Source organism: Mucilaginibacter aureus (genome assembly GCF_053514885.1).
Genome location: NZ_CP170601.1, coordinates 4,284,567 through 4,296,738, shown reverse-complemented (window position 1 = coordinate 4,296,738; position 12,172 = coordinate 4,284,567). Strand labels below are relative to the sequence as shown.

Annotated in this window: 12 protein-coding genes; 4 read left to right on the top strand and 8 right to left on the bottom strand. The window is 40.5% G+C overall.

Going from position 1 to position 12,172, the window contains the following annotated elements; translation table 11 throughout:
- Positions 1-7: 7 nt before the first annotated feature.
- On the bottom strand, positions 8-577 hold the full coding sequence (locus tag ACFGVR_RS18340; RefSeq protein WP_448698836.1) for a sigma-70 family RNA polymerase sigma factor: 570 nt from the start codon (positions 575-577) through the stop codon (positions 8-10).
- Between the two features lie 135 nt (positions 578-712).
- Here ACFGVR_RS18340 and ACFGVR_RS18335 point away from each other — a divergent pair, with 135 nt between their 5' ends.
- Positions 713-1,939 (top strand): NADH-quinone oxidoreductase subunit D, encoded by a 1,227-nt coding sequence (locus ACFGVR_RS18335; RefSeq protein ID WP_448698835.1) that lies wholly within the window; start codon positions 713-715, stop codon positions 1,937-1,939.
- 104 nt (positions 1,940-2,043) lie between these two features.
- Here ACFGVR_RS18335 and ACFGVR_RS18330 read toward each other — a convergent pair whose 3' ends face one another.
- Both ACFGVR_RS18330 and ACFGVR_RS18325 read right to left on the bottom strand, forming a co-directional pair.
- Positions 2,044-3,144 (bottom strand): S1C family serine protease, encoded by a 1,101-nt coding sequence (locus tag ACFGVR_RS18330; RefSeq protein ID WP_448698834.1) that lies wholly within the window; start codon positions 3,142-3,144, stop codon positions 2,044-2,046.
- Between the two features lie 11 nt (positions 3,145-3,155).
- Positions 3,156-3,725 carry an RNA polymerase sigma factor gene (locus ACFGVR_RS18325; RefSeq protein WP_448698833.1) on the bottom strand — a complete coding sequence of 190 codons (570 nt, stop codon included), beginning with the start codon at positions 3,723-3,725 and terminating at the stop codon, positions 3,156-3,158.
- A gap of 307 nt (positions 3,726-4,032) precedes the next feature.
- Here ACFGVR_RS18325 and ACFGVR_RS18320 point away from each other — a divergent pair, with 307 nt between their 5' ends.
- Entirely contained in the window at positions 4,033-4,212 is a 180-nt protein-coding gene (locus ACFGVR_RS18320; RefSeq protein WP_448698832.1) for a hypothetical protein, read from the top strand.
- 157 nt (positions 4,213-4,369) lie between these two features.
- A complete protein-coding gene (locus ACFGVR_RS18315) occupies positions 4,370-4,558 on the top strand; it encodes a hypothetical protein (RefSeq protein ID WP_448698831.1) in 189 nt (62 codons plus the stop codon).
- A 144-nt stretch (positions 4,559-4,702) separates the two neighbouring features.
- On the opposite strand, the gene ACFGVR_RS18310 is transcribed toward ACFGVR_RS18315, so the two are convergent.
- A complete protein-coding gene (locus ACFGVR_RS18310) occupies positions 4,703-4,954 on the bottom strand; it encodes a hypothetical protein (RefSeq protein WP_448698830.1) in 252 nt (83 codons plus the stop codon).
- Between the two features lie 77 nt (positions 4,955-5,031).
- Between ACFGVR_RS18310 and ACFGVR_RS18305 the strand changes: the two genes are divergently transcribed.
- Positions 5,032-5,232 (top strand): hypothetical protein, encoded by a 201-nt coding sequence (locus ACFGVR_RS18305; RefSeq protein WP_448698829.1) that lies wholly within the window; start codon positions 5,032-5,034, stop codon positions 5,230-5,232.
- Positions 5,233-5,366: 134 nt separating this feature from the next.
- Here the strand turns inward: ACFGVR_RS18305 and ACFGVR_RS18300 are convergent, their stop codons facing one another.
- Genes ACFGVR_RS18300 through ACFGVR_RS18285 form a run of 4 tightly spaced genes read right to left on the bottom strand, consistent with a single transcriptional unit; the run spans position 5,367 to position 12,009 of the window.
- Complete coding sequence (locus ACFGVR_RS18300; RefSeq protein WP_448698828.1) at positions 5,367-8,795, bottom strand: efflux RND transporter permease subunit; 3,429 nt, start codon at positions 8,793-8,795, stop codon at positions 5,367-5,369.
- 28 nt (positions 8,796-8,823) lie between these two features.
- Positions 8,824-9,921: an efflux RND transporter periplasmic adaptor subunit gene (locus ACFGVR_RS18295; RefSeq protein ID WP_448698827.1), complete on the bottom strand. Its 1,098-nt coding sequence runs from the start codon at positions 9,919-9,921 to the stop codon at positions 8,824-8,826.
- 32 nt (positions 9,922-9,953) lie between these two features.
- On the bottom strand, positions 9,954-11,306 hold the full coding sequence (locus ACFGVR_RS18290) for a TolC family protein (protein ID WP_448698826.1): 1,353 nt from the start codon (positions 11,304-11,306) through the stop codon (positions 9,954-9,956).
- Positions 11,307-11,319: 13 nt separating this feature from the next.
- The gene (locus tag ACFGVR_RS18285) at positions 11,320-12,009 is read right to left on the bottom strand and encodes a TetR/AcrR family transcriptional regulator (RefSeq protein ID WP_448698825.1); all 690 of its coding nucleotides are present in this window, start codon (positions 12,007-12,009) and stop codon (positions 11,320-11,322) included.
- Between the last annotated feature and the right edge of the window lie 163 nt (positions 12,010-12,172).

Genomic DNA, 12,172 nt, shown 5'->3' with positions numbered 1-12,172 from the left:
GCAAAAATTAAATCCAGTTTTTTTGCAGGCAGGCCCGCAAGTTTAACTTGGCACGGTGAATAATTACCCAAAAGTTTGAAGCACTAACCTTTAGCTGCGTACATATCGTTTCTGACGATTCATCATCGATGTGTTTCATAGTAAAAACCGCCAGCCATAAGGCAGGCAGCTTTTCCATGCATTGCTTTAATATTTTATTCAATTCTTTATTCTCCAATGCCTGGTGGCCTTCAATTCCGAAGGCTACGGGCCAATGTTCTTTATTCCAATGCCCGTCTTCGGCAAAAAAATCCTGTTGCTCGCGTTCGGCATTTACAATATCGGACGACACGATGACCGACGCCTTTTTACGATACACATCGATGATCTTGTTCTTTAGGATCGCAGTTAACCAGGTGCGCTCGGAGCTTTTACCTTCAAAACTCTGTACCCTTTGCAAAGCGGCTAAAAAAGTTTCCTGTACCAGGTCTTTAACCAATTCATCATCATCAATGCGTTTGCGTGCAAAAGCGTATAAATAATCGGCATACGTACCAACCCACCGTCGCGGGTCTGTCGCTATGATATCATCAGTCATTAATCCAGATTTAAAAGTGATAGTTTTATATAAATATAGTTAGTCGGTAATTAATGGATAACCTTACAACTATTTTTAATTTTATTTAAGAGTTTTTATAACGATTTTAGCGGCCGTATCCGTTAGTATCTCCCGATGAAGTATACCCAGGCCTTAGCTAATTACCGTGAAAAAATAGCCAGTGTTAATGCAGGTGAAATGGTGCTCAATATGGGTCCGCAGCATCCGTCTACGCATGGTGTTTTGCGCCTGGAACTGATTACGGACGGCGAGATAGTACGCGAGGTTATTCCGCACATTGGCTACCTGCACCGGTGTTTTGAAAAACATGCCGAATCATTAACCTACCAGCAAACCATCCCATTTACCGACCGGATGGATTACCTGGCATCGATGAATAACAGCCACGCCTTTATAATGGGTGTTGAGCGGATGCTGGGTATAGACCACGATATCCCGAAAAGGATTGAATACATACGGGTATTGGTTTGCGAACTGAACCGTATAGCATCGCACCTGATAGCTATTGGCACTTATGGTATTGATATAGGCGCCTTTACCCCTTTTTTATGGTGCTTTCGCGATCGGGAACACATTATGGGCATGCTGGAATGGGCATCGGGCTCACGGATGTTATATAACTATATTTGGGTTGGCGGGCTATTTTACGATCTGCCGGTTGGCTTTGAAGAGCGTTGCACAGAGTTTATAAACTATTTCAAGCCTAAAATGGTTGAACTGAATGCGCTGCTTACCGATAACCAGGTATTTATTAACCGCACCGCCAATGTTGGCATATTACCACTCGACGTGGCCATTAACTATGGCTGCAGTGGGCCCATGCTGCGCGGATCAAGTTTAAAATATGATTTAAGGCGAATTGATGGTTACTCGGCATATCCGGAACTTGAATTTGATGTACCGGTAGGCACCGGCCTGATGGGTGCAGTTGGCGATTGCTGGGACCGTTATAAGGTGCGTGTTGATGAAATAGAGCAATCGGTTAAAATAATAGAACAATGCCTGGAGCGTTTGCAAAAAGAACTGAAACGCACACCTGATTTTGACCCGCGCGCAAAGTTACCGCGTAAGTTAGTACCTAAACCACAGGATTTTTATGTGCGCGCGGAGAACCCCAAAGGTGAGTTAGGGTTTTATTTTATGCACAAGCAAAATATTGAATACGATAAAACCGGGAATGTGCGAATGGCTGATACAGAGATACCTTTTCGGGTAAAATCCAGAGGGCCAAGCTTTAATAATCTTTCGGTTTTACCGGCGATGGCGCAGGGTGTAATGATAGCCGATTTGATAGCTATTGTGGGTTCGATAGATTTTGTATTGGGAGAAGTAGACCGCTGAAAAGAGTCAGGAATCAAGAGGCAAGAATCAAGATATTCTGTGCTACTAAATAAAAAAGCCTTAACTGAATTACAGCTAAGGCTTTTTTATTTAGATGATATATGTTATCGGTTATACACTTTAACCATAAAAACGTAATTCTGTACTTTATCGATTTGTTGAGTACGGCTCAGATTTGCGATACGGCTTTTGGTGTTTAGCGACAACTTATTGATCAGCGAATCGGACTGAACCGCCTTTAACAGGTACCGGGATTTGATGGCGTAAGAAGCGCCTTCGATCTTATTGCTGATCACCCCTACTATATTGCCTTTGCTATCCAGTAACGGGCCACCGCTGTTACCAAAATTAACATCCATGGAAGCTAACTGATATTTTAAGGTATCTCCTTTCAAGCCGTTGGCCGAACTTAAATAACCTTTATTATAAACGGGCTCGTCGGCATCATTTTTTGAGTAACCAATGGTAAACAGATCTTCACCCAGGCTTGATTTACCCTTTTTGAAACCATAAGGTAACGCGCCCAATGATTTAAATGAGGCATCGGTAATTTTAAGAACAGCCAAATCCGAAGCTGGATCAACGGAAACAATTTTGGCGTGATAACCATCGCCGTTGGCATTTTGCACGTACACCGAATCAGCACCCTGCACTACGTGAAAGTTGGTAGCAATGTATCCATCAGACGATAGTGCGAAACCTGTACCCACGCCGCCGTAATTGCTTGGGGCAACCCTGTTGCGGTTGTTATTAATGTGGTTAATAGAAGTAGCAAAGTTTTTGTTGGTCTGCTTGATCTTTTCTACATCCTTCCTTAAGTTGGTATAAGCATCATCAGTCTTTAAGGACTTAAGATAACCTGTTAAAAATAAAATACTTAGTGCTACAAAAATAGTGATTGACGCTGCCAGCGATATTTTAGAATGGTGATTACGCCACATGCGGACAATTGGCGACGGATGATGAATAAACTCATCTTTCAATGCCTGAACGTCGATCTCGTTGTGGATGGCATTTAACATGCCTTCAAACTCAACGCGCTCGCCGTATTTTTTTAAGCGTTCGGTAAATTGCTGATGCTCGATAACGCGGCTGTTAACCGTTGGATTATCATGGCGCAATGCCTCGAAACGGGCACGCTCTTCGGCGCTCATCTCGTCGTTCAAATAACGCTCTATTACTGATAATAATTCAATCTCACTCATTTTTCGCTCCTTTACTTTTGCTGAAAAAACAACTTCTTCAGCCGTTGCAGGCATTTGTATTTTTGTGTTTTGGCATTATCCGCATTGGTATAGCCAAATTTTTCGCAGATCTCCTGCATCGATCTGTCTTTAATATAAAAATCTTCAATAATGGTTTTGCAGGGTTCGCCTAGCTGGCTGAGAGCCCCTTCCATTTTACTGAACTGAATGTCTTTTTCCTCGTGCGATATCAAATCTTCTTCGACAGGTAAATACTCCTGGAAATCGTGAATATCCCCTCCGTATCTACTCATCTGGCTAAGGCGTTTTAACCAAAGCCTGCGGCATATTGAATAAATGTAGGTTTTAAGTTTACTACTTAACTCAAAATCGCCAGATCTTACTTTGTTATAAAGAACAATTATAGCTTCCTGGTAAACGTCTTTAGCTTCGTCCTCGTTACCGTTGTTGCTCATTACCAATTGCAGCACCATTGGAAAGTAGGCTATGTAAATACGTTTGAGCATACTTTCCGAGTTGTTAAGTATGCCTAAAATAGCTTCGTTATCTGTTGGTGCTGAAATATTTATATTTTTATTCACTATTAATACACTTTATACCGAATAGTAACCCAACAATTATTAAATAAATTAGGCTCCGTTAATTAAAAAAACAAAAGTAATTTTTTAATACCACAAACATTAGCCGGCAATGTAACGTGTAACCGGATATAATTTTTACACATCGCAATTTATGCACACAACTACCTATCAATCAACGCCAACCTTGCATAATAATTACGTTTTTTTAACCAGTAATAAATAAATGTAAAAATTATTCATTTTGTGGGGTTACCTTTTTCGGTTTTCTGTATTAACGTTAAATTATAATTAAATAACAGATAATCCGATGAAAAATTCAATCAAATTAGGCGCAGTAGCTTTAGTATTAGCTGTATCGTTTGCAGCTTGTGGTGGTAACAAATCGACAACTACTGTTGATTCGACCGTTGTTAAAAAAGACACTACTGTTAAAGTTGACAGTGTAAAAACTGACACTACTAAAACTGACACTACTAAAAAAATGTAATTCTTTTTTTAAGTGATTAAGTAAAAAGGTTAAGCAGATTATTCTGCTTAACCTTTTTTTATGCTTTACGTAAAAATGTTGCAGCATTATTTGATTTTTAATGCTAAACTTTTATATTTAGGCTATTCAATTTAAATTAATCACAATTAAACAAAACATGAAAAACACCCTGAAATTAGGTGCTTTGGCATTAGCTTTAGCCGTATCGTTTGCTTCTTGCTCTGGAAACAAATCAACTTCAACCGCTGACACTACAGCTAAGAAAGATTCTGTACAGCACCCAGACACCGCAAAACATGACACTACTAAAGTAGCAAATCCAGACACTGCAACCAAAAAGAAGTAATTCTGCAAACTGAGAATTGAAGGGGCGGCAATTTTGTTCGCCCCTTTTTTGTTTTAGCTTATCAGCAAGACAAACTTAAATTATACTGCGGGTTAATTTAAAAAAAGCGGGTTACCTTTTATAGTTTATAGTATTAACTTGTAATTAATCACAATTTAAAATTAAAAAAATGAAGAACACCATTAAATTAGGCGCCTTAGCTTTAGCTTTAGCAGTTTCTTTTGCTTCTTGCTCTGGAAACAAATCAACCTCAACCACCGATTCAACCGTTACAAAAGTTGATTCAGTTAAAAAAGATTCATTAACAAACCCGCCGGATACTTCAGTGAAACCAAAAACTGATACTGTTAAAAAATAATTTTTAGCAATAAATAGTAAAAAAGGTAATCTTCTCATTTTTTTTAAATGAGCGGGTTACCTTTTTATGTTTTAGGTATTAAGCGTAACAATTAATCACTTAAAAAAAACTAACAATGAAAAATTCAATCAAATTAGGCGCTTTAGCTTTGGCTTTAGCGGTTTCTTTCGCTTCGTGCTCTGGTAAAAAATCAACTTCTGCTGCTGATTCAACTGCAAAAGCTGATTCAATGAAAATGTCGGCTGATTCATCAAAAATGAAAATGGATTCGACTAAAACCGACAGCACTAAAAAAGATTCTACTAAAAAAATGTAATTCTTTTTTTAAGAAATTGAAAAGCCGTTGTGATTTCGCAACGGCTTTTTTTATGCTTAATCGTTTAGTTTGTAAACAAAAAGATCCTTCGCGGTATAAGCTACGAAGGATCTTTTTTATATACCTGTATTACTTTATACAGTTTCTGCTTTCAGTTCTTTTTTTGAAGTGGCTGGAGCATTTTTGCCGCCTAATTTTGCGAACCAATCTTTCATGTGTACACGGATGATGTACATACATGGAACAAGGATAAGCGTGATGATAGTTGCAAAACCTAAACCAAATATCATTGTCCATGACAATGGCCCCCAGAAGGCAACGTTATCACCACCAAAATAAATATGCGGTTTAAACTCGGTAAATAAGCCCACGAAATTGATATTGAAACCAACAGCCAGTGGTATTAATCCACAGATGGCTGCAGTAGCCGTTAACAATACCGGTGTCATCCGGGTACGGGCGGCTTCAACAACGGCGTCGTGCAGGTTATTGCCCTGCTCCAACAGCATATCGGTAAACTCAACCAGTAATATACCGTTACGTACTACCACACCCGCAAGTGCAATGATACCTACCCCTGTCATAACGATAGAGATCGTCATACCCCAAACGCTCACACCAAGAAATACACCAATGATACTGAAGAATATTTCGCTGATGATGATAAAAGTTTTACCGACAGAGTTAAACTGGATCATCAAAATAATGAGGATCAACCCAAACGATACGCCCAAAGCGGTTAACAGGAATGTTGCGGCTTCGGCCTGATCTTCCTGTCCGCCACCCTGGCGGATAGTAATATCATCGGCATGTTTAAAGGTTTTAATGGCCCTTAATATATTGGCGTTAACATCATTGGCATTATATGGCTGCACCACGTTTGAGCCTAAGGTTAACACGCGCCTCTGCTGCTTACGCTTAATGTTGCTGTAAGTATTGGTAAACCTGATATCGGTAAAGGCCGATATAGGTACCTGGCGAATAGCGCCGTTCATAGCCATATCGCGATAGGTTATTTTAAGATTACGGATAGCATCAATATTATCGCGCTGCTGCTCGTTGGCGCGAACGGTGATCTCGTAGTTATCCTCTTTGGTATTTTTAAAATCACCGGCCTTTGCACCATAAACCGTTGCACCCAATGCCTGTGTTATTTGATTAGTGTTTACTCCTTCGCGGTTAGCGCGTTCACGGTCAACATCAAATACAATTTCTGGTTTATCGCTTTGCACATCGGGTGTTAACTCTTCAATGCCGGCAATATTCTGGCTGTTGATATATTTCTTCAATCTGTCGGCAGTTTTAACCAACGAATCGAGATTATCGCCTATAATTTCAAGACTGATATCCTTTTGTGTAGGCGGGCCGCCATGCTCTTGAGCCACGGCTATTTTCACACCCGGTAAACCCTGTACTTCGCGACGGATATTGGCCAGTATCTTTTTGGTATCCTTACCATTACGTTTACCAAACTCAACAAAAGCTACGGTAATTTTTCCCTTGTTAGGATATTTACCCTGGTCCTCGTCCTGCGGATCGGTAACGCTTACGGTTACGTTGGATATAATGGACGATACGATATCCTTATCGGGCTCAACCACTTTGGCAACGCGTTTTTCTAACTGCTCGGTAACCTGGTTAGTATGGGCCTGATCGGTACCGATCGGCAAAGTAACGTACACGTACACAAAGTTAGGGTCGCCGCTTGGAAAAAACTCAACTTTTGGCGAGCGTATGGCCATAAATACAAACGTAAAGAAGAACAAAACAATAGTACCGATCAATATGGTGACCGGCCTACGCACGGCCCACTCTAAACGGCGGGCATACCACGACTGGAACTTAGGCCAAAGGTTGTTTTGAAAAGCATCTATCATTCTTAACAACAAGAAATGGTTAAGCAGGTATAAGAAAGCTGCAAACACTACAAAATTGCCTAAACCTTTATTCATCAGGTAAGCTAAAACAGCTACTACTGCAAAAATAGCCAGCGATTTGAGTACCTTTTTGTCGAATTTTGGATTATCATGCTCGCCCTCGTGGTGCGGCTTCATAAAATCGACCGCGAAAACCGGGTTCATGATATAAGCTACCAGCAACGATGCCAGCAAGGTAATAATGAGCGTAATAGGTAAAAAGAACATAAAGTGACCTATCAAGCTATTCCAGAAAGCTAACGGAACAAACGGCGCCAGGGTTGTCATGGTGCCCGAAAATACCGGTAAGAAAACTTCGCCGGCGGCTATTTTGGCAGCCTGCTTAATAGGTATTTTACCATTGGCAAAAATGCGGTGCGTGTTTTCGATAACCACAATGGCATCATCAACCACAATACCTAATGCCAGCAGGAACGAGAACAACACGATCATGTTGAGGGTAAACCCGATGGCCGGCATTACCAGGAACGCCACAAAGCACGACAACGGCACCGACAAGGCCACAAACACTGCGTTTGTTGTACCCATAAAAAACATCAGGATAACGGTTACCAAGATAAACCCGATGATGATGGTGTTGATCAGATCGTTTAAAGTTGAACGTGTTTTATCAGACTGATCGCCGGTAACGGTAATATTTAAGCCTTTAGGGAAAACTGTTTTTTGCTTTTGAACGATGAGGTTATTGATCTTATCGGAAGCCTGGATGAGGTTTTCGCCGGCACGTTTACTGATATTTAAGGTAATTACGTTTTTAAAATCAGGGTTATCATTGGTTTTTAAGCGCGCATAACTTTCCTGATCTTTAAAGCCATCCTTAATTTCGGCAATATCCCTTAAATAAATAGCCCTGCCCTGGGGGTTACGAATAGCCATAGCGGCTACTTCATCAGCATTTTTAAAATCCTGTTTGATATCTATCGGGCGCTGCACGCCATCAATGATGACGTTACCGGCCGAACTGATAATGTTTTCGGTACCGATGGCCTGGATGATATCGCCATAACCTATCTGGGCAGCCGACATTTTATTCAGGTCGACATTAACCTGAATGTTAGGTGTAAGTGCGCCAACTTCTTCTACTTTTGATATTTCTTTATAGCTTTCAATATCATCCTTTAAATTATCGGCATATTCTTTTAACTTCTTAAGATCGTAATTGCCGGATATATTGATGTATAAAATAGGTAAATCGGCTACGTTGATATCAGAAATAGTTGGATCTTTCAGGTTGGCGTCATTTTGCGGAAGATCAGGCTTGGCTTTATCCACCGCGTCCTTTACATCCTGCTTAGCATCTTTTATCGCGATGTTAGCGTTAAACTCGGCTGTAATTAACGATACGTTTTGCGACGAGTTTGAGGTAACTTTTTTGAGGCCCTTTAGCGATTTTAACTGCTTTTCGATCTGCCTGGTTACCAACAGCTCAATATTTTGAGGAGACTGGCCCTGGTACAGGGTTGTAACAAATACTTTTGACTGCGCTATGTCAGGAAAGTTTTCTTTCGGCAGGTTATTGTAGCTTATCAGCCCCAATACAGTAATGAGGAATATGAGCACATATACCGCCGTTTTATTATCGATGGCCCAGCTTGAGGGCTTAAATTCTTTTTCGAGATCTTTCATATCAGATCATTTGGTTTAAGTGAGTACTTTATTGAGAAACTTTTACTTTGTCACCATCTTCGATATCGGATGCACCTTCGGTAATCAGTTTATCGCCGGCGGTTAACCCTGATAAAATTTCGGACTGACTACCATAGGTTGTTCCTACTTTAATTGCTTTGCGTTTAGCTACGCCATTAACTTCAACAAACACATAGTCGCCTTGCTCTGATTTTTGAACCGCCTTTAATGGGATGATAACAGAGTTGGCTTTACTGTAATCGGCAATCTTCAAGATGGCTGTCATGTTTGGACGCAGGTTTTTGCTGTTGGGCAATTTGATCTCGACACTAAAACTACGCGATGCCGGATCGATAACCTTAGCAGCAAACGTAACTTTAGTTGTTAGAGAATCGTTAGCATCCGGGAAAAGCACTTTTACGGTTTGGCCCTGATTTATGCGGCTTGCATATGATTCGGGCACATCGGCCTTTACTTTTAAGTTATCGGTATTTACAATACGGATACCGTTTATACCCGGGCCGGCTGGTTGCCCCAACTTTAGATCCATCTGATCAACGGTCCCGCTAATGGGTGATATGGTACGATAATAATCGGCTTGCTGGCGTAAAGATGCTACTTGTCTTTGAGCGCCTTCCATATTGGCTTTTGCCTGTAAGTATTGAACCTCGGTGCCGATTTTTTGATCCCACAGGTTTTTTTGACGCTGAAAAACAGTATTGGCCAGATCGGCTTGTGTTTGGGCCTGGGCTATGTTTTGTTTTAAAACACTGTTATCCAATTGAACCAAAACCTGACCCCTGCTCACATGATCGCCAGCCTTAACATTAATGGCTGTTATAGTACCCGATGCCTGTGGATAGGCTACTACGTTATCCTGAGCATCAATTTTACCCTGTAGTTGCACATAATTGGTAAAAGTGCCGGGTTTAATTTCCACTACCGACACATCAGTTAATTTTACCGAATCGGTTTTACCGGTTTTAGTTTCAAGCGCCTGTATTTTAGCGTTGATCTCTGCCTGCTGCTTTTTCAGATCGGCTAATTCGGCTTTGGGGTCTTTGGGTTTATTTGTACAAGCGGCCAGCAATGCAATGGCGCTTACCAGTAATATTTTTGTTTTCATTGTGTTTATATAAGCTGTTGTTTGATAGTTGATTAGTTAATTTTACCGTATGCCTTGTTCAGGTCGACCTTGCTGATCAATGCTTCATATAAAGCTTGTATGTATTGATTATCAGCAATTTCGAGCGATGTTTGAGCCTGTGTAACCTCAATGCTTGAACCTACACCCTGCTGGTATTTAATTTTAGATACACGCAATACTTCGCGGGCCAGATCCTGGTTAAGCTTTTGGCTCCTGAGCGATTGCAAACCGTTCATATAAGTAGTACGGGCAATGCTTGCCTGCAGGATAAGCGAGTTTTTGGCATCATCCAGGTTGTTTTGCGCTTTTTGCAGGGCAATTTGAGCCTGTTTTATTTGATAAACGTGTTGTAAACCTGTAAATATGGGCATGCTTAGCCTTAAACCAATATAACTGGTAGGGAAATTAGAACCATACAAATTGGTAAATGTATTTTCCTGATAAACGCTTGAGGCGTTTCCGAAAAATGAAACCGACGGTAAAAACTGCGCTTTTTTACGCTTAACATCTATTTGATTTAAGTGCTCGTTAGTTTGCAGTAAACTGTATTCGATACGGTTTTTATAAAAAGAAGTGTCGTTTGCCAGCTCGGGATAATCAACGTTAGCATCTTTAATATCGGTCAATTTATCGGTGAGGGTAATGTTCTGCCTGATAGGCATCCCCATTTGAAACTTGAGCAATTCGTAATTTAAAGCCAGCGAGCGGATCACGTTTTCGCGGCTGGTAACCAGGTTATTGTAGGAAACCGAAAGACGGTCGACATCAATTTTTTCAACAAAGCCCTGTTTGTTTTGTGCCGTTGTTTGATCGAGCTGTTGTTTTAGCTGACTGATATTGGCATCTAAAAGAGTGATGGCCTCGTTGCTTACCAAAACCTGGTAATATGCCTTAGTTACGCTTACATTAGTTTGTATCCTGGTACGTGTAAGGTTTTTGGTAAACAATTCGGTATAAACATTACGGTTTTTTAAACTGATGAGGTATGTTGGATCAAAAAGTTTTTGATCTAAACTTAACCCTACCGACGATTGATACTTCACACCAAATTTGATCGGGATGGTGGTTCCGGGCTGGCCAAAAAACTCACCGGGTACCAATGATACCGGTATTTGCATATAGTCCTGAAAAGATGCAGAACCGTTAACCTGGGGCAAACCCTGACCAATAAGCTCCTTTATGGTGTATTCGGAATTTTTAAGATCAAGTTGTGCATTTTTAATAGAATCCTGGTGCTGGTAAGCATAGTTGATACAATCGGCTAAACTAAAGCCAACGGGTGTTGCAGATGTTTGTGTTGTTTGGGCTCGCCCTGTGTTTGCGTATAATATCAAGCACGCGGCTATCAGATATAAATGTTTCATTGTAGAATATATATTAAGGTTTGTTTATTGCTGTTGTATAAATGTTTCTGTAATCGTCTAATATTGCGCGGCCCTCGCCTGTGCATATTCCATATAAAAAGTGCTCCAAAAACTGCATCTGCACGGTCCAGGTATTATATTCGGCCAGCGGAAATAACGTTGTGTTAAAGCCTGCCTCGGTTTGGAACATATGCATTTTTGCCATAATACGCGGGTGAACACTTTCGCGGATATAACCCTGCGCAACGCCGCGTGTTAATATATCCGTAAGGTTATCGACCACTACTTCGGCTTTGAACTTTTGCAGTAACTGCCATGACTCAGGGTGATATTTCTGCATATCGTGGATGAGGATGGGATTGATCTTTGAAAAAAATTCTTCGGCGCATTTCATCATAAAAATGAGCTCCTCCATCACATTGTCCGATGTTTCGACGATACCACACATCCTCTCTTTATCTTCCTGGAGTTTTTGATGAACCAGCGCCGTTACTACCTCGTCTTTATCTTTAAAAAACACATAAATGGTTTTTTTTGAGATGCCAAGGTGCCTGGCAATGTCATCCATGGTTACACTACGTATCCCCGCTTTAAAAAAAAGCTCTTCCGCTCCCGCTAATATTCTCTCTTTTTGTATCATCGCTTTTTTGACCGACGCGTCCATTTTGCTGCTATAACTATCCAAATTGTTAAAATTGGACAAGTACGATTAATTTTAATGATGCAAAACTATGGAAACATTTTTTGATTTTAAAGTTTCCAAGTGTTATCATTACGTTAAGCTGACAATTATAAAAGGTAAAGTTTTAGTTGTTGCGCCCTTAAATGCACCTTGTTAATTTGCTATCTTTGCAAAAAAACCAAAA

Excerpts from the sequence above, each read along its gene's own strand:
- ACFGVR_RS18340 (WP_448698836.1), bottom strand. The coding sequence starts at position 577 with ATGACTGATGATATCATAGCGACAGACCCGCGACGGTGGGTTGGTACG.
- ACFGVR_RS18335 (WP_448698835.1), top strand. The coding sequence starts at position 713 with ATGAAGTATACCCAGGCCTTAGCTAATTACCGTGAAAAAATAGCCAGT.
- ACFGVR_RS18330 (WP_448698834.1), bottom strand. The coding sequence starts at position 3,144 with ATGAGTGAGATTGAATTATTATCAGTAATAGAGCGTTATTTGAACGAC.
- ACFGVR_RS18320 (WP_448698832.1), top strand. The coding sequence starts at position 4,033 with ATGAAAAATTCAATCAAATTAGGCGCAGTAGCTTTAGTATTAGCTGTA.
- ACFGVR_RS18315 (WP_448698831.1), top strand. The coding sequence starts at position 4,370 with ATGAAAAACACCCTGAAATTAGGTGCTTTGGCATTAGCTTTAGCCGTA.
- ACFGVR_RS18310 (WP_448698830.1), bottom strand. The coding sequence starts at position 4,954 with ATGAGAAGATTACCTTTTTTACTATTTATTGCTAAAAATTATTTTTTA.
- ACFGVR_RS18305 (WP_448698829.1), top strand. The coding sequence starts at position 5,032 with ATGAAAAATTCAATCAAATTAGGCGCTTTAGCTTTGGCTTTAGCGGTT.
- ACFGVR_RS18300 (WP_448698828.1), bottom strand. The coding sequence starts at position 8,795 with ATGAAAGATCTCGAAAAAGAATTTAAGCCCTCAAGCTGGGCCATCGAT.
- ACFGVR_RS18295 (WP_448698827.1), bottom strand. The coding sequence starts at position 9,921 with ATGAAAACAAAAATATTACTGGTAAGCGCCATTGCATTGCTGGCCGCT.
- ACFGVR_RS18290 (WP_448698826.1), bottom strand. The coding sequence starts at position 11,306 with ATGAAACATTTATATCTGATAGCCGCGTGCTTGATATTATACGCAAAC.